Source organism: Agromyces sp. NPDC060279 (assembly GCF_042726785.1).
Lineage (GTDB): Bacteria > Actinomycetota > Actinomycetes > Actinomycetales > Microbacteriaceae > Agromyces.
The window spans coordinates 160,971-180,641 of sequence record NZ_JBHXBK010000002.1 but is presented as its reverse complement, the minus strand read 5'-3'; the positions used below and the strand labels follow the sequence as shown (position 1 = coordinate 180,641).

Below are 19,671 nucleotides of genomic sequence, written 5' to 3'. Positions count from 1 at the left end.
CCGACGACGCGCAACGGCCCGGCTCCTCGCGGAGCCGGGCCGTTCGCTGTTTCGGATGCGAAGGCGCTCAGTCGCCGGCGCCGAAGCGCTCGCGCAGCCGGTTCTGGTACATGCTGAGCGCGGAGCCGATCGCCATGTGCATGTCGAGGTACTGGTAGGTGCCGAGGCGGCCGCCGAAGTAGACGTCGGGCTCGCCGTCCTGCAGCTCGCGGTACGCGAGCAGGGCGGCGCGGTCCTCCGGGGTGTTCACCGGGTAGTACGGCTCGTCGCCCTGCTCGGCGAAGCGGGAGAACTCGCGCATGATGATCGTGCGGTCGCCCGGGTACTCGCGCTCGGGGTGGAAGTGGCGGAACTCGTGGATGCGCGTGTAGGGCACGTCGGCATCGGCGTAGTTCATCACCGAGGTGCCTTGGAAATCGCCGACCGGCAGCACCTCCCGCTCGAAGTCGAGCGTGCGCCAGGACAGGTGCCCGGCCGAGGAGTCGAAGTAGCGGTCGACCGGCCCCGTGTACACGACCGGGACGTTGCCGACCACGGCGGCCTTGTTGATCGGCTGGCTCGCATCGAAGAAGTCGGTGCTGAGCTTGACGTCGATGTTCGGGTGGTCGGCCATCCGCTCGATCCACGCTGTGTACCCGTCGACCGGGAGCCCCTCGTGGGTGTCGTTGAAGTAGCGGTTGTCGTAGGTGTACCGCACCGGCAGACGGCTGATCACCTCGGCGGGGAGCTCCGTGGGGTCGGTCTGCCACTGCTTGGCGGTGTAGTCGCGGATGAACGCCTCGTAGAGCGGGCGTCCGATGAGCGAGATCGCCTTCTCCTCGAGGTTCGCGGCGGACTTCGTGTCGAACTCCTCCGCCTGCGAGGAGATGAGCGCCCGTGCCTCGGCCGGCGAGTAGGCGGCCCCGAAGAACTGGTTGATGGTGCCGAGGTTCACCGGCAGGGGGTACACGACGCCGTGGTGGTTCGTGTACACCTTGTGCACGTAGCTCGTGAAGGCCGTGAACCGGTTGACGTACTCCCACACCTTCTCGTTGGAGGTGTGGAAGAGGTGCGCGCCGTAGCGGTGCACCTCGATGCCGGTGGCCGGGTCGGCCTCGCTGTACGCGTTGCCGCCGATGTGGTCGCGCCGGTCGATGACCTGGACGCGGAGGCCGAGCTCCGTGGCCGCGCGCTCGGCGATGGTGAGCCCGAAGAAGCCCGAGCCGACGACGACGAGGTCGGTCATCGCGCACCCCCTGCGCCGATGACGAGCCGGGGCGTGCCGACCCACTGCTCGGCCGCGGTGACGTTACGGCCGTCGACGAGCAGGCGCACGCCGGGGAGGTCGCTCGCGCCGATCGAACGGTAGTCGGCGTGATCGGCCTGCACGACGACGAGGTCGGCCGGCTCGCCCAGGTGGTACGGCTCCCAGCCGTAGCGGCGGAGCTCCTCGTCGTCGTAGAGCGGGTCGTGCACGCGCACCTCGGCGCCGCGGGCGCGAAGCGCGTCGACCGTCGCGAACACGCCGGAGAACGCCGTCTCCTTCACTCCGCCACGATAGGCCGCCCCGAGCACGACCGCCGTCAGGCCGCTGAGGTCGCCGAGCACGCCAGCGGCCTGCTCCACGAGCCGCTCCGGCATCGAGGCGTTCAGCAGTCGCGCGGTGCGCACGATCTCCGCGTCGCGGTCGGTCGAGAGGTACAGGCGCGGGTAGACGGGGATGCAGTGGCCGCCGACCGCGATGCCGGGCCGGTGGATGTGGCTGAACGGCTGCGAGTTGCACGCCTCGATCACCTGGTAGACGTCGACGCCGATCTCGTCGGCGTACAGCGCGAACTGGTTCGCGAGGCCGATGTTCACGTCGCGGTAGGTCGTCTCGGCGAGCTTGGCCATCTCGGATGCCTCGGGTGAGCCCATGTCCCACACGCCGTTGGGCCGGGCGAGGTCGGGGCGCTCGTCGAAGGTGAGCACCGCCTCGTAGAACTCGATCGCGCGCCGGGTGCCCTCCGGGCTCATCGCACCGACGAGCTTGGGGTACTTCTTGAGGTCGGCGAAGACGCGACCGGTGAGCACTCGCTCGGGCGAGAAGACGAGGTGGAAGTCGGTGCCCTCGGTGAGGCCGGAGACTTCTTCGAGCATCGGCTTCCAGCGGCCGCGCGTCGTGCCGACGGGGAGCGTCGTCTCGTAGGAGACGAGGGTGCCGGGGGTGAGGTGCTCGGCGAGCGAGCGCGTCGCGGCATCCATCCAGCCGAAGTCCGGCTCCCAGCTCTCGTCGTTCACGAAGAGCGGGACGACGAGCACGACCGCGTCGGCGCCGGGGATCGCCTCGGCGTAGTCGGTCGTGGCGCGGAGGCGGCCCGCCGGCACGAGCTCGGAGAGCTTCTCCTGCAGCTGCGCCTCACCGGGGAACGGCTCGGTGCCCGCGTTGACGAGGTCGACCACCGCCTGGTTCACGTCGACGCCGACGACCTCGTGGCCTTGGTCGGCGAACTGCACAGCGAGAGGGAGGCCGATCTTTCCGAGGGCCACGACGGCGATACGCATGGGGTCGAGTTTATCGTGGGGATCCTGGACGCCGGACCGACTCAGCCTCGACCGGCGAACCAGCTCGCCGCAGCGAAGCGGATCGGTGCCTCGCGGGCCGCGATCGCACGCAGCCGGCGCGGAAGCAGTGCGGCGGGCGTGGCGAATCTGCGCCGCGCCTGCGACCTGGCGTCGAGCTCCGCATCCGGCACGGCGGGATCGAGGATGGCGTCGATGAGCGCGTCGTCGGCGCGCGACAGCATGCCGCGCGCCGCCGGCGCGAAGCCGTCGACGAGCACGCCGACGTCACGGAGGGCGAGGCGGTCTGCGGCGCTCCACGCGCCCGTGCGGTAATGGACCGCGCCGAACACCGGGAGACGCCAGAGCTTCGCCGTGAGCGCGATGCGCTGCCCTTCGTCGAGCCCGAGGGCCCACGCGTCCCGCGTCAGCAGCGATACCGCTGCGAGGTCGTCCGCGACGGCTCGCTTGGCGAAGGTGATCCGCACCGCGTCGTCGTGGACGAGGTACTCGGCGCCGCGGCGCATCTGCGCGATCTTCGCCCCGGAAAACCAGAGCTCGCTGGAGAACCGCAGATCCTCCCCGGTGGGGAGGCCCTCGGTGAAGCGGAGGGCGCCGAAGCGCGCGCTCGAGACGAGGCCGAGCGGAGCGGTGCGGTAGGCGAGACGGTCCCGCACGGGATCGAGGCCGACAGCGCGCCCCGGCCGAGTCGGCGGCGTCGGAACCCGGCGGCCGCCCGCATAGCGCAGCACGGGCAGCACGACATCGGCCCCCGTGCGTTCGGCGAGCTCGAGCCAGCGGTCGATCGCCCCCGGAGCCAGCTCGTCATCGGATCCCATGATGCCGAAGTACGGTGCGCGCACCTCGTCGAGCCCGCGATTGAACGGGCCGGCCGGACTCGGGATGCCGTCGTCGAGCTGCTCCAGGCGCACCCGAGGATCGTCGGCGAGGTCGCCGAGCCGCTCGGCGATGCCCTCGGCCGGTGTGTTGTGGCAGACGACGACGGCGCGAACCGCCCGGCGGGAGCTGAGCACGGAGCCCACGGCGCGCCGGATGTCGCGGCGCGGGTCGTGGACGGCGATGACGAGATCGACTTCAGCGAGCGGCACGATGGGCCTCCGACGCCTCGGAATAGGCATCCGCGTACGAGGCCCGGCGGGAATCCTCCGTGAACCGGCGGCGGGCGGCGGCGGCGATCTCCGCCGCACTCCGCTCGCGGTTGGCCAGGAGAACGGCCTCCACGCCGTCCGCGTACGCGACCGGATCGCGCTCGACGACGAGGACGCCGTCCGGCGGCGCGACGAAACTCGACTGCTCCCCCTCGGCCCCGACCACGACGGGGCGACCGGCCGCGAGCGCCTCGGCGATCGCGACGCCGAAGGTCTCGCTCCGAGTCGGGAGGACGAACACATCGGCGTCGGCGAGTGCCGCACCGACCTGCTCGGGCTCGACCCGACCGTGCAGCACGACGCGATCGGCGACCCCGAGTTGCGTGGCCCGACGCTCGAGCTCCGCCCGCATCGGCCCTTCGCCGAGCCAGTCCAGCCTGACGTCGTGGCCGCGCGCATGCAGTTCGGCGACGGCGCCGACCGCGAGATCCGGCCCCTTCGCACCGAGGAGTCCGCCGACGCCGAGCAGTCGCACGCCCCGTCCCTGACGACGGGGCGGCGGCACGGCGGCCATGGTGACGGCGTTCGGGATCACGACGATCGGGCCGCGCCGCACCCGCCGGACGCGGGCGGCGAGCCGCGAGCCCACCGCGACGACGAGGTCGGGCCGGGCCAGGAGCCGATCGATGAGCGGCAGGACGAGCCGTGCGGCGAGAGGCACGGTGCGGGGTGCGACCAGGCCGGACCAGTGCTCGGTGTGCACCCACGGCGCCGGGACCGTGAGACCTCGGAACGGGAGCAGCGCGGAAGCGGCCATGCTGTGCACCAGCTCGACGTGGGCGAGCCGCTCGCCGACCGCGCGACGCGCGGCGGCGACACTCCTCGGATCGGACGGGCTCATCGAGACGGTCGAGATGGCGACGGGCCCGTCGAAGGCCAGGGTCCCCCCGGTCGAGGACAGGTGCACCACCTCGACCTCGTGGTCGCGCGCCAGTAACTCGATGTCGCGACGGACGAAGATGCCGCTCTCGGGGGCCGACTCCGTCGGCAGCCACGTCGTGACCACGAGCACTCTCACGCGTTCGACGCTAGCAGCCGCGCACGCGGCGGCCCAGCCGCGTCGCCTAGACTCGTGCCCCGTGAAGGTCATCAGCGTCGTGGGCGCGCGCCCGCAGTTCGTCAAGCTCGCGCCGATCGCGAAGGCCGCGGCCGCCGCCGGCGTCGAGCACGTCATCGTGCACACCGGTCAGCACTACGACCCGATGCTCTCGGACGTCTTCTTCGAGGACCTCGGCATCCCCGCCCCTGACGTGCATCTCGGCGTCGGCTCCGGCAGCCACGGGGTGCAGACGGGGGCCATGCTGGGCGCGATGGACGCCGTGTTCGACGAGCACGACCCCGACTGGGTCCTCGTCTACGGCGACACGAACTCGACCCTCGCCGCCGCGGTCAGCGCGGTGAAGCTCCACTATCCCCTCGCCCATCTCGAGGCGGGCCTGCGCTCCTTCAACCGGCGGATGCCGGAGGAGCACAACCGCGTCCTCACCGATCACGCCGCCGACCTCTGCCTGGCGCCCACCGAGGTCGCCATGGGGCACCTCGCGAACGAGGGGCTCGCGGAGCGCTCGGTGCTCGTCGGCGACGTCATGACCGACGTGCTGTTCCAGGTCCGGGACGCCGTGGCCGGATCGGCCTCGAGCCTCACGGAGGAACTCGGGCTCGAGCCGGGTGGCTTCTTCGTCGCCACCATCCACCGCGCGGAGAACACCGACGACCCCGCGCGCCTCGCGGAGATCGCGAGCGCGCTCGGCTCGCTCGACGCCCCGGTCGTGCTGCTGGCGCACCCCCGCGTGGTCGCGAAGGCGGCGGCGCACGGGATCGAGCTCACGCAGGGTTCTCTGATCGCCCACGCTCCCCTCGCCTACCCTGAGCTGATCGCCGCCGTGCTCGCGAGCCGCGGCGTGGTCACCGATTCGGGCGGGCTGCAGAAGGAGGCCTTCCTGCTCGGTGTCCCCTGCACCACCGTCCGCCCCGAGACGGAGTGGGTGGAGACGGTGGAGCTCGGCTGGAACGTGCTCGCGAACACCGCCGAGGAGATCGCCGCCGCGGTGCAGCGCCCGGCGCCCCAGGCCACCGACGCGGCGCCCTACGGCGACGGACGCGCGGCGGAACGCGTCATCGCGGAACTCGCGAAGTCGGCGCGCCGCTGACGTGCTGGCGGCTCAGTCGAGCAGTGACCGGACGAGTTCGGCGGCGCGCGCCCCGGTGATCGTGGCGTCGTAGTCCCGGCGCCACCGCGCTCGGGGCGCGTACCGGCCCGCGGGCGCGCCGACGACCGTCTCGATCGCCTCGGCGATGCGCACCGGCGAGGCATCCGCGTCCACCAGCTCGCCCGTGCCGAGCGCACTGCCGACGATCTCCGGAGTTCCGCCGACCGCCGTCGCGACCACCGGGATATCGTGCGCGATGGCCTCCATGATGCTCACCGGGATGCCCTCACTCGAACTCACGTTCACGAAGGCGTCGACGCGGTTCGTCCGATAGAACGCGAGGAGCTCCTCGTTGGCCGTCTGCCCGCGCAGCTCGATCGACAGCCCCGGCCGGGAGGCCGCAGCCGCCGCTCGGAGCTCGGGCATGAGCGGGCCGTCCCCGAAATGCACCCACCGCAGCGGGGTCTCCTCGCTGACGCCGGGGAGCGAGCGCACCGCCTCGAGCAGCAGGTCGACCCGCTTCACGGGCGTGACCGAGGAGCAGGAGACGAGCAACCGCTCCCGACCTGGCGCCGGCCGCTCCAACGTCTCCGGGCCGAACACACCGAGCCGGCTGACGACGGTCTTCGCGTCGAGCCGGCCGCTCCGGTACCGGCGGTGCAGGTAGTCGGCGGCGTCGTCGGAGATCGCGAGCACCCGGTCGGCGCGACGGAACAGCCACGGTCGGAACGGCAGATAGCCGCCCGGCGCGAGCTCCTCGTAGAGGTCGTAGCGGTGCAGCCGCACCGCGCGGGCGCGCACGCCGCGGAGCCAGGCGAGCCCGAGCCCGCCGCCCATGCCCCAGAACGCGTAGGCGACGGTGTCGGGGTCGCCCGAGACGGCTTCACGCACCGCGCGCCGGTTCGCCTGCGTGAGCCCGACGCGCGCACCCATGAGGAACAGACGCAGGTGCCGGACGAGGCGGCCGGCCATGAGTTCGCGCCAGGCCGCCGACGCGAGATCGGCGAGGTTCCGCGGGCTGAGCAGCGCACGTGGTCGATCCTCGGGAGCCGGGTCGAACAGGTTCCCGCCGAGCCGGACGTTCGCCGGGAGCTCGACGAGCCCGGCCGAGGTGTCCCTGGCGTGGCAGAAGACCACGACGTCGTCGAAGGCTGCGGCGAGCGCGTCGATCTCCTTGCCGACGAACACCGCGTCTCCCGTGCGATAGGGGAAGTCGTTCGTGAAGAGCAGCAGCCGGCTCATCGCGGCGCATCCAGCAGGCTCGACAATGCGTCCGCCCAGATCTCGACCTGCGCCTCGCTCGAGAGCGCGGGTGCCGCCGCGTCGGCGGCGCGCTTCCATCCGGTCACGGTCGCCGGATCCAGCCGATCGAGCACGCCGGCCAGGTCCCCGGCGGAGAAGCCTGCGGCGACCGCGCCGAAGCCGTGCTGTTCGAGCACTCGCGCCATCTCCGGAGACGGCCCGATGATCACCCCGAGGCGCGCCTGCACGTAGTCGAAGAACTTGTTCGGCAGCGCCCAGCGATTGTTGAAGTTCACCGGCGGCAGGATGTGGATGCCGACGTCGTGCGCGTTCAGCGTGCGGGAGAGCTCGTCGTACGGGACGGGGTCGTGCAGGGTGATCCGGCCGCTGCGCTCCGCTCGCGACCGGAGCTCCGCGAGGAAGCCGGGATCGTTCGGGGTGAGGTAGAGCGCGAGCTCGACCGGCGCGCTCGTCGCCTCGACGGCGTCGAGGATCGCCGAGATGTTGCGGTCGCGCAGCGCGGCCCCGGAGTGCACCAGCCGGATCGGGCGCTGCACCTCGCCGGGAACGAGTGCTGAGTAGGGCGCGGCGTTCGTGACGACTCGCGCCGTGATGCCGTACTTGGCCGCATACTCCTCGGCGATTCCCTGCCCGACCGTCGTGACCGAGGCCGCCCGGGTGACGAACCGTCGGCACATCCAGCTGATGAAGGGGCCGACGAAGAGCCGCCAACGCAGGAGATCCTCCTTCTGCCGCGGCGCGTACTCGTGCAGGTCCGCGTGGACGCCTGCGCGGACGTCGAGCGAGAGCGCGAGCCCGACGGCGTCGACGTCGTTCGCGAGCACCGCGTCCCACCGGCTGCCCTGCAGCGCCCGCACCGACCAGGCGATGGCTGCGTTCGACCAGTAGGCGCGCTCGTACCGCCGGAGCGCGACCGCCCGGCGGTCGTAACGCCAGACCGGGAACTCGTCGGGCACCTGGAAGTGCCCCGCCACGCCGTCGGGCGCCGGGCCGTAGCCGAGGGTGAAGAGCTCATACTCGTCGGCGAACCGGCGCACCTGCTTCAGCACGCGCGCATCAGCGGCGATCGGCGAGAAGGAGATCAGCAGCACCCGTTCCCGCGTCACCGCCGGATGCCCCGCATCTGCTCGTCGATCAGGCGCGCCCATTTGTCCACCTCGAGGTCGCCGTCGACTTCCGCGGCGCGCGCGTGCGCGTTCGCCTTGTACGCCGTGACGGACTCGACGGTCAGTTGTTCGATCGCCCCGCGCATGGCCTCGACGGTGAAGTCCTCAGCGACGAGCCCGAGCCCGTAGTGATCGACGTAGTACTGCATCTCCGCCGACGGACCGATGACGAGGCCGAGCCTGGCCTGGATGAAATCGAAGAGCTTGTTGGGCAGGGCGTAGCGGTAGTTGAAGGTGATCGGGGGCAGCACGAACACGCCGACGTCGTAGTCGTTGAGGGTGCGGATGAGCTCCGAGTACGGCACAGGATCGAGCACCCGGACGCGGTCGGTGGTCGCTGCGAACTCCTTCAACTGCTCGAGGTAGTCCGGGTGATTCGCCGTCAGGTAGAAATCGAGCGTGACGTCGTTCTGGGCGGTGGCGACGGCTTCCGCCATGAGATGCAGCTGGCGATTCCGAAGGCATGCGCCGCTGTGGACGAGTCGGATGGGTCGCCCGACCGGGGTGGGCTGGAGCTCGTGGTACGGCGCGGCGTTGGTGACGAGTTCGGCGTGGAAGCCGAACTGGCGCTCGTACTCCTCGACGATCCCGCGGCTGACGGTGGACCACGAGGTCGCCTTGGTGACGTAGCGGCGCACGACCCACTCGAACCACGGGGTGATTCGTTCGAACCACTTCTGGTGGTCGTCGTGCAGTCGAGGGCTGTACTCGTGGAGGTCCGCGAGCACTCCGTGCCTGGGCTTCAGCTTGACCGCGACCGGCACCGCCTCGACGTCGTTCGCGATCGCGACGTCGAACCTGCGACCGCGGAGGTGTTCGCGTGACCAGCGCACGGCGGACAACCGCCAATACGCCTTGCGGTAGCGCTTCAGCGTGATCAGTTTGCCGTCGAGGTCGTTGTAGCGCTGATCGTCGGGGATCGAGATGTGCTCCACGACCCCGGCGGGAGCGGGGCCGTAGCCGCACGTGGTGACGTCGAAGTCCTGGGTGAAGCGAGCCACCTGCTTCAGCACCCGCGCGTCGCGAGCGATCGGCGAGTAGGACAGGATGAGCATCGTCGGTCGGCCGGTCATGTGATCGGGGCCTTTCGTTCGCGCTTGAGGTAATAGAGCAGGTAGCGCCGAAGGGTGGTTTCGCGACCGAGGCTCAGCAGCGGGTTCTTCGTGAGCCAGCGCTCACGTCGGCCGGCCCCGGCCGACGCCGCGACATCCGCCGTGACCCGTGCGGTGGTCGGCTCCGCCAGCAGGCCGTCGAGGATCCGGCGATCCCGCCGGTCGAAGGGTGAGCGCACTCGCGGGGCGAGCGCGAGAAGATCCCGCAGCACCTCGGCGAGGAAGCGCACGTCGTCGTCACCCTCCAGCCAATCGGCCGGCGTCCGACGCGCCTGCGCCCCGCCGAGCACGCTGATCCGCACGAGTTTGATCGCGAGCGAGCGACGGTGCGCCGGGGTGAGTTCGGCGGGCACACCGCGCTCGAGCAACCCCGTCACCGGAGCCATCCACTCCCGCAGCGACATCGCACCGTAGGTGGTGCGCTCGGCGGCATCCGTGCCGATGACGTAGCAGGGCGAGCCGCCGAGGAAGTCGACGCGGCGCCCGAGGGCCCACAGTCGGATGCCGAACTCGAAGTCCTCGCCCACGCGGAGCCCCTCGGTCATGTGCAGGCCGAGGCGGCGCATCTCCGCCGTCTCGACGAGACCGAGCGGCGCCGTGCGGTAGAACAGGCGGTCCTTCGCCGCATCGAGCCGGTCGCGGCGGCCGAGCCGCACCAGCGGGTTCGGCATGACGCCCTGCCCCTGCAGCCGGATTCTCGCGATCGCGGCCGCCGGACGCGCTTCGCGAACGTGCGCGATCCAGGAACGCATCGCCCCGGGTTCGAGGAAGTCGTCCGAGCCCATCACGCCGCAGTAATCGGCAGTCACCTGCGCGAGGCCGTGATTGTACGGACCGGCCGCGCTGCGGACACCGTCGACGAACGGGACGACGCGCCAGTCCCCGACGACCCCGGCGAGTCGGTCGGTGAGCAGTTCTGCTTCGAGGCCGTGCGCGACGACGGTGACCCGCACCAGCTCGCGGACGTCCGCGTCCTGGAACACGGAGGCGACGGCGCGTTCGATCGGTCGCCGCGCATCGTGGCAGGCGATGACCAGCTCGACGAGCGGACCGCTCATGCGAGTCCCGACAGCTGCGCCTGCTCGGCGAAGTTCGGCACCGTCGCCACGAGTTCTTCGAAAGTGCCGCGGGCGGCGATCGTGCCGTCCTGCATGAAGCAGATCACATCGCTGTCCCGGATGGTCGACAGGCGGTGGGCGACCGAGACGATGGTGACTTCGCCCTTGAGCCCCCGGATCGCGGCAGTGACGAGCGACTCGGTCTTCGTGTCGAGGGCGCTCGTCGCTTCGTCGAGGACGAGCACGAGAGGATCGCTGTACAACGCGCGGGCGATTCCGAGCCGCTGGCGCTGACCGCCCGAGAGCGACATGCCGCGCTCGCCGATCTTGCCACGCATTCCGCCGGTGCGCGCCTCAATCGTCTGCCAGAGCTGCGCCCGCTCGAGCGATTCGCGCACCTTGTCGAAGTCGATCTCGTCATCGTCCCACGCGAGCGCGACGTTCTGCGCGACCGTGCCGTCGAACAGCGCGACGTCCTGCGGCACGTAGCCCACACGTGAACGCCAGGCGGCGAGGACGCGTTCGAGCTCGACGCCGTCGAGTGTGATCGAGCCGACCTGCGGCACGAGCAGACCGAGCAGGATGTCGATCATCGTCGACTTGCCCGCCCCGGAGGTCCCGACGAGTGCGAGCGAGCTGCCCATCGGGACCTCGAGGTCGATGTCGTGCACCGCCGGGGTGTCCTCGTGCCCGGGGTATCCGTAGCTCACCCCCTGGAGCCGGAGCATTCGCGGGGTGCCCTCGATCGGCTCGCGGCCGAGTTTCTCGGCGACGTCGATGTAGAGCTGCGAGGTCTTGATGTCGAAGATGACGGCCTGCACGTGGGGGACGTTCGCCGTCGTGGTCGTGACGATGCCCTGGAACCCGGTCAGCGACGGGATCAGACGGAAGCCGGCGACGGCGAAGAGCGCGACCGAGGCGAGCGCCGCCTCCAGGCCGCCGGTGGCGAAGCCGATGCCGCCGACGAGGATGAACCCGCCGACGAGCGCCGCGTTCAGCACGAACACGGGGAGCGAGCTGAGGAAGTTCATGTTGGCCCGGGCGCGGGTGCTGTGGACCCGGTTGCGCTGCACGACGTCGGCGACCTCCCCCGTCTTGTCGCGGAGGGTGATCTCCTTCAGCGCCTGCATCATCTCGGTCATCAGGGTGGCGACGCGGAACGAGTAGTCGCGGGAGACGCGTCCCGCCTGCACCGACTTGCCCGAGACCACCCAGTACAGGAGCGCCATGATGCCGCCGAGGTACACCACGGTGATGAGCGCCATGAGCGGCTGGGCGACGACGATGATGAGCAGGATCGTGACGAAGCTCACGACGAGCGCAGGCAGCTGGATGATCGGCAGCAGGAAGCCGCTCGTCGCGTTCGCGATGCCGACGTCGGCGATGCGCACGATCTCCGCGGTGTTGCGGGCGATCCGGTGCGTCCACGGAGCCTTGATGTAGGCGTCGAAGAGCCGTCGCCCGATCTCCAGCTCGAAGCCTGCGAAGCGGCGGGTGGCGAACCACTGCTGCACCATGGCGAGGATCGATTTGGCGAGGATCAGCCCGGCGACCGCGCTCACGATCCAGATGTACTGGTCCGGACCGATCGTCCCGATCACGGGGAAGGTCATCGACGCGCCGGAGAGCATCGGGGCGAGGCTCAGCGCGAGCAGCATGATCGCCGCGATGTCGAGCACGGCCAGCAGGCAGGAGATGACGACGTAGCGCCACAGGTAGGACTGGGCGTTGCCCGGGAGCCAGGGCAGGAGATCACGGAACGTGCGCCACACGAGTTTCATGCGTCGGATGCTCCACTCGGACGGTCAATCGGCATGATCAGTAGTCTCCCATGCGGATGCTGGCGGTCGGCTCAACGGACCGGCGACGGGCTCACGCCGAGGAACGGGGCGAGGGCCGCCGCCGAGCGGCGGCCGTCGTGGAGCGCCTCGACGAAGACGGGCCCGTCGGCCGCGATGGACGCGAACCGCTCGCGCTCCCGCACGATCTCGCGCAGCGTCGCCTCGAGCTCGTGCGCCCTCGCTTCGACGACCGGCAGCTCGAGTCCGCTCGCGCGACGGATGTGCGCGCGGGCGCCGTCCCCCACATGGCTCACGACCACGCGCCCGGCGGCGAGCGCCTCGCACGTCGCGACACCGGAGATGCCGAGCGAGAACTGATCGAGCACGATGTCGGCGGCCCCGAAGATCGCGGGCATCTCGGCGGACGGCACACCGGACACGGGACGGTAGTCCACCACGCCTTCCTCGTGCAGGCGCGCGAGCGTCGGTGCGATGAGCTCGCTGCCCTTCAGTCCGGCGTTGCTCGGCGCGTGGACGACGACGGGACGGCGCCGCGCGAGCGGCGCATCCGGTGCGGCAGCACGCCACCGGTCGAGTTCGACGACGACCGGCAGCCACGTGGCGTCCGGGACGAACTCCAGCAGATCCGGCGTGGAGACGAAACTGGGCACCCCGCTCTCGGCGACCAGCCGGCGGTTCCTGGTCGCGATCTCTTCCAGTCGCTCGGTCTCGTGGTAGGCGCCACCGTGGAAGGGCGAATCGGGCTCCAGACGGGCGTGCCCGCTCGGCAGCCGGATGTCGCTGCCGTGCCAGAGCAGCGCGACGCGGACCCCGCGGTCCTGAAGCCACTCGATCTGCTCGAGCACGCCGCCCTCAGTGCCGAAGAGATGACGTCCGGACTCCAGCAGCACGTGGCTGAAGCGCCGTGCCACGGCGCGGCGCTGATCGCGCTGCCACCCCGCGCTCGCGACGAAGAACGTCGTCGGGACGGCGTGGTCGGCCGGGAATGCGAAGGGATCGTGCGCATTGCGATACATGAAGTCGGCCGCCGCGACGTCCGGGAGACGCTCGGCGGCGCGCGCCCAGGCGTAGCCCTGTCCCGCCGAGTTGACCGGGCCGATGAACAGGCGGTGACGAGCTCGAGCGACCTGCGTCGTCCCCTCGGCTTTGATGCGCCGGCGACGCCCGGGCAGCACCCGGTCCGCGACGAGCGGAGGCAGCCGGCCGGCCAGACGGTTCGCGGCCGCGCGGAGCGAGCCGATCATTGCGCGCGCTCGACGATCAGCGCCGCCTTCGCGCCGGTCGCGGCGATGGAAGCGTGCTGGCGGACCCACTCCGCGGTGCGCCGGCGCTCGAGCGGCGAGGGCTCGCTCGCGAGCGCCGCCATGAGCGCGCCCGCGACGTCGGCGACGTCGTGGTCGACCGCGCGCCCGATCCCGCCCGACTCGATGACCGCCACCGAGGCTCCCGTCCCGGCGAACAGCACGGGCGTCCCGCATGCGGCGGCCGCGAAGAGCTTCGTCGGCACGGCGAAGTCGTAGCCGATGCCCGGCTGCAGGCTGACGAGCCCGACCCGGGCCGAGCGCAGCGCGGTCGCGGCCTCGGCCGCCGGCACGGGGTCGCGGAACTCGATCGCCTCACGAGCGAGGCCGGACGCGAGCCGCTCGAGCTCGGCCCGCGCGCTGCCCTGCCCGACGAAGACGAGTCGGGCGTCCGGAATTGCGGCGAGCACCGCCGGCATCGCCCGGACGAACACATCGGCGCCCTGCCATTCGGAGGTGGTGCCGGCGTACACCGCCGTGGGCGGGCCGGAGAGCCGGGGCCCGTCCGGGGTGAAGATCTCGGTGTCGACGCCGTTCGGCACGAGCGCCACCCGGTCGTGCCCGCCCAGCTCGCGCACCCGCTCCGCGACCCCGTCGGTCACGGCGATGACCTCCGCTGCGCCTCGCAGGGCGCGACGCTCGAGCCAGCGGACGAAGCGCACGACGGGTCGAGGCGCGCCGGTCGACTCCGCGGCGTCCGACCAGACGTCGGCCGCGTAGTACACGTACGGCGTGCGCCGAAGCGCTGCGGCGAGCCGGACGACGAAGCCCGTGGTGGGCGGCGGCTCGGTCACGATCCGGTCCGCCCGCGGGGCAAACAGCAACCGGAAGAAGAGGGGCACATCGAAGGAGAGGTACGGCACGTACCCGCGCACCTGCCCTGCCGCGTCGCGCAGCACCGGCGCCCGGCGGACGCGCACGCGACCGGATCCACGCACCCGGGCGGCCTCGGCTCGCCCGAGGGCCGCGGGCGTCCGCGTCGTCAGCACCGTCACCTCGTGCCCGGCATCGGCGAGCGCGGTCGCCAAGGCGGAGAGGCGATACGCCGCCGCCGCCGGTTCCGGGGCGAAGATCCGACTGGTGATCGTGACGCGCATCAGCGGACCGCCGGACTCAGAACTCGACGACCGCGCCCGTCGCGGCCGAGGCGATGACGCCCTCGACGACTTCGAGCGTGCGCAGGCCCTCTTCCATCGTGACGACCTCCTGGCGCTCGCCGAGCACTGCGTCGCGGAACGCCTCGTGCTCGACGCGCAGCGGCTCCCGCTTGGGGAACGCGAAGCGGATCATGTCGCCCTCGCTCACCCCGCGGAAGGCGGAGACCGCTTCCCACTCGGTGGGCACGGTGCCGTTCCGGAACAGGGTGAGATCGCCGGTCGAAGTGTCGGCGACGAGGGCGCCGAGCTCGCCGGTGACGATGGTGACCCGCTCCTTCATGGGGCTCAGCCAGTTTACGATGTGGTTCACGAGGACACCGCTGCGGAGCATGCCCGTGGCCAGCACCATGTCCTCATACTCGCGGCCGCTCTTGTGCAGCGTGCGGCCGGAGATGGAGGCGTACTCGCTCTGCGCCACCCAGGCGGTGAGATCGATGTCGTGCGAGCCGAGGTCCTTCACCACGCCGACGTCCGCGATCCGCGCCGGGAAGGGGCCCTGGCGACGGGTGGCCACCTGGTAGACCTCGCCGAGGTCGCCGGCGGCGATGCGCTTGCGCATCTCCTGCAGGGCGGGGTTGAAGCGCTCGATGTGGCCGACGGCGCCGACGAGGCCGCGCTCGGCGAAGGCCGCGGTCATCTCCCGGCCCTGCTCGACGGTCTGCGCGATCGGCTTCTCGACGAGCGTGTGCACGCCGGCTTCCGCGAGCTTCATGGCGGCGTCGTAGTGGAAGCGGGTCGGAATGGCGACGACGGCGAGGTCGAGCCCGACGGCGATCATCGACTCCACGTCGGGCAGCACTTCGAGCTCGCCCGCGACGCCGTGCGGGTCGCCGCCGGGGTCGGCGATGGCGACGAGCTCGACGCCGGGGAGCTCGCGGAGCACTCGGGCGTGGTGGCGCCCCATCATGCCCACGCCGATGAGGCCGGCCCGCAGGGTGCCGGCCATCAGGCGCCGGCTCCGGCGACGGCGTTCACGGCCTCGATGATGCGCTCGAGGTCGCGGGCGCTGAGCGAGGGGTGCACGGGCAGCGAGACGACCTCGGCGGCGGCGCGCTCGGTCTGCTCCAGGTGCAGGCCGGGCGCGTACTTCGTGAGGGAGGCCAGCCGGTGATTCGGCACGGGGTAGTAGACGCCGCTGCCCACCTGGTGCTCGTTCTTCAGGGCCGCGACGAAGCCGTCGCGGTCCTCGGGCACGCGCACCGTGTACTGGTGGTAGACGTGCACCGCGCCGTCGGCGACCGGGGGGACGACCACGCCGCGCAGCTCGCGGTCGAGGATGGCCGCGTTCGCCTGTCGGGCCTCGGTCCATGCGCCGACCTTCGTGAGCTGCACCCGGCCGATGGCGGCGTGGATGTCCGTCATGCGCGCGTTGAAGCCGACGACCTCGTTCTGGTACTGCGCCTCCATGCCCTGGTTGCGCAGGAGCTTCACGTTGCGCACGAGCTCGGCGGTCTCACACGTGACCATCCCGCCCTCGCCGCTCGTCATGTTCTTCGTCGGGTAGAGGCTGAACATGGCGAAGCGGCCGAAGGTGCCGACCTTGCGCCCGCCGAGCGAGGCGCCGTGCGCCTGTGCGGCGTCTTCGAAGAGCGCGAGCCCGTGCCGGTCGGCCACGGCCTGCAGCTCGGTCATGTGCGCCGGGTGGCCGTAGAGGTGCACGGGCATGATCGCCGCGGTGCGCTCGGTCACTGCGGCCTCGACCGAAGCCGGGTCGAGGGTGAACTGCTCGGGCTCGATGTCGGCGAAGACGGGAGTCGCCCCGGTGAGCGCCACCGAGTTGGCGGTCGCCGCGAAGGTGAACGACGGGACGATCACCTCGTCGCCCGGACCGATCCCGGCGGCGAGCAGCCCGAGGTGGAGGCCGGAGGTGCCGGAGTTCACCGCGACCGATTCGCGGCCGTCGACGAGCACCTCGGCGAACTCCCGCTCGAAGGCGGCGACCTCGGGACCCTGCGCGACCATGCCGGACTGCAGGACGCGGTCGACGGCCGCACGCTCCTCGTCGCCGATGATCGGCTTCGCGGGCGGGATGAACGACTCAGTCATACGTTCTCACTCATCTCTCTCAAGACTCCGTCGGTCTCGATGTATCGGGTGCCGGTCTCCGGGCAGCGCCAGCCGTCGCCATCCGCGACGAGCCGGTGTCCGGCACGGCCGACCCAGCCGATGCGCCGAGCGGGCACGCCCGCCATCAGCGCGAAGTCGGGGACGTCCTTCGTCACGACCGCGCCGGCGGCGATCGTGGACCATGCACCGATGGTAACCGGAGCGACGCACACCGCCCGGGCGCCGACGGCCGCACCCTCGCGGATGGTCACCCCGACCGGCTCCCAATCGTGGGCGCTCTTCAGCGAGCCGTCGGGGTTCACCGCGCGCGGGTAGGTGTCGTTCGTCAGCACCACCGCGGGCCCGATGAAGACCCCGTCCGCGAGAACGGCGGGCTCGTAGACGAGCGCGTAGTTCTGCACCTTGCAGTTGTCGCCGAGGCGGACACCGGTGCCGATGTAGGCGCCGCGGCCGATCACGCAGTTCTCGCCGAGCACCGCCTGCTCGCGCACCTGCGCGAGGTGCCAGACCGAGCTGCCGTCACCGATGGCGGCGTCGGGCGAGACGTCTGCGGAGTCGACGATGCGGACGCTCGAAGGTGTGGACAATGCTGGGCTCCTCGTGCCGATCGAAGCAGCCTCGGCTGCGCGGATAGCCTAGCGCCTTCTGCAACAATGGCCTGATGGACAGTTCCGCCCTGGATGACCCCCGGCGGCATTCCGACGACACGTGGATCGTGATCCCCCTCTACAACGAGGAGACCGTCATCGGCCGGGTCGTCGACGAACTCCGTGCCCACTTCGAGCACGTCGTCTGCGTCGACGACGGCAGCACGGATGCCTCGATCGCCGCGGCCTCGGCGGCCGGCGCCCGCATCATCCGGCACCCCGTGAACCTCGGCCAGGGGGCCGCGTTGCAGACCGGCTTCGAATATGCCGTGAATCAGCCGGGGGCACGCTACATCGTGACCTTCGACGCCGACGGGCAGCACCGCATCGAGGACGCGATGCTCATGCTCGACCTCGCGAAGCACGACGACGTGGCGATCGTCTTCGGCTCACGCTTCCTCGACGACCGCACCAACCCCGGCGTGCTGAAGCGCATCGTGCTGAAGACCGCGGTCTGGGTCACGAACAAAACGACGGGCCTCCAGCTCACGGACGCGCACAACGGCTTGCGCGTCATCCGCACCGACGCCGCCGCGCAGATCCACCTCGAACAGGATCGGATGGCGCACGCCTCCGAGATCGTGCTGAAGCTCGGCCGCACGAAGCTGCCGTGGCGCGAGTTCCCCGTCGAGGTGCTGTACACGGACTACTCGAAGGCGAAGGGGCAGTCCCTCTTGAACTCGGTCAACATCCTCGTCGATCTGCTGGTGAGGTGAGCGGCATGTGGATCCAGATCCTCCTCGTCGTCGGGGTCATCCTCATCGGCCTCTTCCTCGCCCGGCCCACGGGCGGTGACAACCACCTCGCCCTCCGCCGACTCTTCATGGCCGCCTTCGTGCTCGTGGCGATCCTCTCGATCCTGTTCCCGCAGTGGCTGAGCTGGATCGCGAATCTGATCGGCGTCGGCCGCGGCGCCGATCTGATGCTGTACGCGCTCATCCTCGCCTTCCTCGTCTTCGTCGCGACCACCTACCGGCGAAACGTGCAGATGAACCGACGGATCACGCTGCTCGCCCGGCAGATCGCCCTCGCCCGCGCCGAGGCCGAGGATGCCCGCAGCGAAGCCGAGGGGGCCCGCAGCGTGGCCGAGGACGCCGTGGACGCCATCGAGGCGGACGCCGAGGCCCCCGGCCCCCAGCCGGGCTCCGGCGAGTGACGGCTGAGTCAGCAGCACCGCCTCCCCCGGCCCCCACCGCCGGCCGGAGGCTCAGCCTCGACGTGCTCCGTGTCGTCTCGATCGTCGGGGTGGTGGCCATCCACACGTTCAGCCTGGTGGTGACGAATCCCGAGAACGCGGGCACCTGGCAACGGTTCGTGGCCATCGTCCTCGACCTCGGCTTCGTCTGGGCGGTGCCGGTGTTCGTCATGCTGTCGGGGGCCCTCGTACTCCTGCCCTCGGCGCTCGCCGACGGCCTCGGCGCGTTCTACCGCAAACGGGCGCTGCGGCTGGTCCCGGCTCTGATCGCCTGGCACCTGATCTACTTCCTCGTCGTCCGACTGTGGCTCCAGTCGGAGCGGCCGTCCCTGCGAGAGTTCGCGCTCCTCGTCATCGACGGCAAGGTCTACACGCAGCTCTACTTCTTCTGGATCATCCTCGGGCTGTACCTCGTCGCCCCGATCATCAGCGGCTTCGTCAACCAAGGCTCACCGCACCGCCCGGCGGTGTTCGCGACGATCGCCGTCGCGTGGTGCGTGCTCGTCTTCGCGGTCCCACCGCTGACGGCGGCCGCCGGGATGCCTCGGCCGTTCGCCGTGACCCTGCTGACCTTCTGGGTGCCGTACCTCGGCTACTTCGCCGCAGGCTACGCGCTCAGTCTGCGGCGGCTGCCCGCTTGGCTCGTGGCGGTCGCCGGTGTGCTCGCGCTCGGGAGCATCGCGTACACGGTGCTCCAGTACGCCTCGCCGGCGTCGTTCGGCGTCCTCAACGCGCTCTCACCGGTCAGCTACTACGCGCCGATCGTGACCGCCATGAGCCTCGCGGTCTTCGTCTTCGTCATCGGAACGCTCGACCGCGTGCGATTCGGCGACCGGGCGCGCCGGGCCATCGTCGTGCTGTCGAACGCCGCATTCGGCGTCTTCTTGGTACACCTGCTCGTGCTCGCGATCCTCCGCGCGCTCTTCCCGGCGTTCACGAGCGGCACGTCGCTCGGGCAGACGGTGCTGCTGTTCGTCATCGTGACCGTGGCGTCATTCGCGATCACGATCGGCGCGCTGAAGGTCCCGCTGCTGCGGCGCATCTTCTAGGGCCGCACCGCCTAC

Annotated in this window: 18 protein-coding genes; 4 read left to right on the top strand and 14 right to left on the bottom strand. The window is 70.9% G+C overall.

The window, feature by feature from the left end; all coding sequences use genetic code 11:
• Positions 1-67: 67 nt before the first annotated feature.
• Genes glf through ACFWE1_RS09505 form a run of 4 tightly spaced genes read right to left on the bottom strand, consistent with a single transcriptional unit; the run spans position 68 to position 4,707 of the window.
• Positions 68-1,225 carry a UDP-galactopyranose mutase gene (gene glf / locus ACFWE1_RS09520; RefSeq protein WP_376933233.1) on the bottom strand — a complete coding sequence of 386 codons (1,158 nt, stop codon included), beginning with the start codon at positions 1,223-1,225 and terminating at the stop codon, positions 68-70.
• Positions 1,222-2,523, bottom strand: a complete 1,302-nt coding sequence (locus ACFWE1_RS09515; protein WP_376933232.1) for a nucleotide sugar dehydrogenase — start codon at positions 2,521-2,523, stop codon at positions 1,222-1,224. The genes glf and ACFWE1_RS09515 overlap by 4 nt, the downstream gene beginning before the upstream one ends.
• A gap of 41 nt (positions 2,524-2,564) precedes the next feature.
• Positions 2,565-3,629 carry a glycosyltransferase gene (locus ACFWE1_RS09510; protein WP_376933231.1) on the bottom strand — a complete coding sequence of 355 codons (1,065 nt, stop codon included), beginning with the start codon at positions 3,627-3,629 and terminating at the stop codon, positions 2,565-2,567.
• Positions 3,616-4,707 carry a glycosyltransferase family 4 protein gene (locus ACFWE1_RS09505; protein WP_376933230.1) on the bottom strand — a complete coding sequence of 364 codons (1,092 nt, stop codon included), beginning with the start codon at positions 4,705-4,707 and terminating at the stop codon, positions 3,616-3,618. The genes ACFWE1_RS09510 and ACFWE1_RS09505 overlap by 14 nt, the downstream gene beginning before the upstream one ends.
• Before the next feature lie 61 nt (positions 4,708-4,768).
• On the opposite strand from ACFWE1_RS09505, the gene wecB reads away from it, so the two are divergent.
• Entirely contained in the window at positions 4,769-5,839 is a 1,071-nt protein-coding gene (wecB, locus tag ACFWE1_RS09500) for a non-hydrolyzing UDP-N-acetylglucosamine 2-epimerase (RefSeq protein ID WP_376933229.1), read from the top strand.
• 12 nt (positions 5,840-5,851) lie between these two features.
• Here the strand turns inward: wecB and ACFWE1_RS09495 are convergent, their stop codons facing one another.
• The 10 genes from ACFWE1_RS09495 to ACFWE1_RS09450 all read right to left on the bottom strand — a co-directional run bounded on the left by ACFWE1_RS09495 (position 5,852) and on the right by ACFWE1_RS09450 (position 17,352).
• Positions 5,852-7,081 carry a glycosyltransferase gene (locus ACFWE1_RS09495; RefSeq protein ID WP_376933228.1) on the bottom strand — a complete coding sequence of 410 codons (1,230 nt, stop codon included), beginning with the start codon at positions 7,079-7,081 and terminating at the stop codon, positions 5,852-5,854.
• Complete coding sequence (locus tag ACFWE1_RS09490) at positions 7,078-8,208, bottom strand: glycosyltransferase family 1 protein (RefSeq protein ID WP_376933227.1); 1,131 nt, start codon at positions 8,206-8,208, stop codon at positions 7,078-7,080. The genes ACFWE1_RS09495 and ACFWE1_RS09490 overlap by 4 nt, the downstream gene beginning before the upstream one ends.
• Positions 8,205-9,341 (bottom strand): glycosyltransferase family 1 protein, encoded by a 1,137-nt coding sequence (locus ACFWE1_RS09485; protein WP_376933226.1) that lies wholly within the window; start codon positions 9,339-9,341, stop codon positions 8,205-8,207. Before ACFWE1_RS09485 ends, ACFWE1_RS09490 begins: the two co-directional genes overlap by 4 nt.
• On the bottom strand, positions 9,338-10,438 hold the full coding sequence (locus ACFWE1_RS09480; RefSeq protein ID WP_376933225.1) for a hypothetical protein: 1,101 nt from the start codon (positions 10,436-10,438) through the stop codon (positions 9,338-9,340). Before ACFWE1_RS09480 ends, ACFWE1_RS09485 begins: the two co-directional genes overlap by 4 nt.
• Positions 10,435-12,219 (bottom strand): ABC transporter ATP-binding protein, encoded by a 1,785-nt coding sequence (locus ACFWE1_RS09475; RefSeq protein ID WP_376933224.1) that lies wholly within the window; start codon positions 12,217-12,219, stop codon positions 10,435-10,437. The genes ACFWE1_RS09480 and ACFWE1_RS09475 overlap by 4 nt, the downstream gene beginning before the upstream one ends.
• A gap of 71 nt (positions 12,220-12,290) precedes the next feature.
• Positions 12,291-13,484 (bottom strand): hypothetical protein, encoded by a 1,194-nt coding sequence (locus ACFWE1_RS09470; protein ID WP_376933223.1) that lies wholly within the window; start codon positions 13,482-13,484, stop codon positions 12,291-12,293.
• Positions 13,481-14,638, bottom strand: a complete 1,158-nt coding sequence (locus tag ACFWE1_RS09465) for a glycosyltransferase family 4 protein (RefSeq protein WP_376933222.1) — start codon at positions 14,636-14,638, stop codon at positions 13,481-13,483. The genes ACFWE1_RS09470 and ACFWE1_RS09465 overlap by 4 nt, the downstream gene beginning before the upstream one ends.
• Positions 14,639-14,654: 16 nt before the next feature.
• Positions 14,655-15,644 (bottom strand): Gfo/Idh/MocA family oxidoreductase, encoded by a 990-nt coding sequence (locus ACFWE1_RS09460; RefSeq protein WP_376933221.1) that lies wholly within the window; start codon positions 15,642-15,644, stop codon positions 14,655-14,657.
• On the bottom strand, positions 15,644-16,744 hold the full coding sequence (locus ACFWE1_RS09455) for a DegT/DnrJ/EryC1/StrS family aminotransferase (RefSeq protein ID WP_376933220.1): 1,101 nt from the start codon (positions 16,742-16,744) through the stop codon (positions 15,644-15,646). The genes ACFWE1_RS09460 and ACFWE1_RS09455 overlap by 1 nt, the downstream gene beginning before the upstream one ends.
• On the bottom strand, positions 16,741-17,352 hold the full coding sequence (locus tag ACFWE1_RS09450) for an acyltransferase (RefSeq protein ID WP_376933219.1): 612 nt from the start codon (positions 17,350-17,352) through the stop codon (positions 16,741-16,743). Before ACFWE1_RS09450 ends, ACFWE1_RS09455 begins: the two co-directional genes overlap by 4 nt.
• A 74-nt stretch (positions 17,353-17,426) precedes the next feature.
• On the opposite strand from ACFWE1_RS09450, the gene ACFWE1_RS09445 reads away from it, so the two are divergent.
• From ACFWE1_RS09445 to ACFWE1_RS09435, 3 genes are all read left to right on the top strand, one after another.
• The gene (locus ACFWE1_RS09445) at positions 17,427-18,128 is read left to right on the top strand and encodes a glycosyltransferase family 2 protein (RefSeq protein ID WP_376933218.1); all 702 of its coding nucleotides are present in this window, start codon (positions 17,427-17,429) and stop codon (positions 18,126-18,128) included.
• A 5-nt stretch (positions 18,129-18,133) separates the two neighbouring features.
• A complete protein-coding gene (locus ACFWE1_RS09440) occupies positions 18,134-18,568 on the top strand; it encodes a DUF2304 domain-containing protein (protein WP_376933499.1) in 435 nt (144 codons plus the stop codon).
• A 62-nt stretch (positions 18,569-18,630) separates the two neighbouring features.
• Positions 18,631-19,656: an acyltransferase gene (locus ACFWE1_RS09435; protein WP_376933217.1), complete on the top strand. Its 1,026-nt coding sequence runs from the start codon at positions 18,631-18,633 to the stop codon at positions 19,654-19,656.
• Positions 19,657-19,671 lie beyond the last annotated feature (15 nt).

What these genes read in the sequence shown, in the direction of transcription:
- glf (WP_376933233.1), bottom strand. Translation starts at nt 1,225, where the DNA reads ATGACCGACCTCGTCGTCGTCGGCTCGGGCTTCTTCGGGCTCACCATC.
- ACFWE1_RS09515 (WP_376933232.1), bottom strand. Translation starts at nt 2,523, where the DNA reads ATGCGTATCGCCGTCGTGGCCCTCGGAAAGATCGGCCTCCCTCTCGCT.
- ACFWE1_RS09495 (WP_376933228.1), bottom strand. Translation starts at nt 7,081, where the DNA reads ATGAGCCGGCTGCTGCTCTTCACGAACGACTTCCCCTATCGCACGGGA.
- ACFWE1_RS09485 (WP_376933226.1), bottom strand. Translation starts at nt 9,341, where the DNA reads ATGACCGGCCGACCGACGATGCTCATCCTGTCCTACTCGCCGATCGCT.
- ACFWE1_RS09480 (WP_376933225.1), bottom strand. Translation starts at nt 10,438, where the DNA reads ATGAGCGGTCCGCTCGTCGAGCTGGTCATCGCCTGCCACGATGCGCGG.
- ACFWE1_RS09475 (WP_376933224.1), bottom strand. Translation starts at nt 12,219, where the DNA reads ATGAAACTCGTGTGGCGCACGTTCCGTGATCTCCTGCCCTGGCTCCCG.
- ACFWE1_RS09470 (WP_376933223.1), bottom strand. Translation starts at nt 13,484, where the DNA reads ATGATCGGCTCGCTCCGCGCGGCCGCGAACCGTCTGGCCGGCCGGCTG.
- ACFWE1_RS09465 (WP_376933222.1), bottom strand. Translation starts at nt 14,638, where the DNA reads ATGCGCGTCACGATCACCAGTCGGATCTTCGCCCCGGAACCGGCGGCG.
- ACFWE1_RS09460 (WP_376933221.1), bottom strand. Translation starts at nt 15,644, where the DNA reads ATGGCCGGCACCCTGCGGGCCGGCCTCATCGGCGTGGGCATGATGGGG.
- ACFWE1_RS09455 (WP_376933220.1), bottom strand. Translation starts at nt 16,744, where the DNA reads ATGACTGAGTCGTTCATCCCGCCCGCGAAGCCGATCATCGGCGACGAG.
- ACFWE1_RS09445 (WP_376933218.1), top strand. Translation starts at nt 17,427, where the DNA reads ATGGACAGTTCCGCCCTGGATGACCCCCGGCGGCATTCCGACGACACG.
- ACFWE1_RS09440 (WP_376933499.1), top strand. Translation starts at nt 18,134, where the DNA reads ATGTGGATCCAGATCCTCCTCGTCGTCGGGGTCATCCTCATCGGCCTC.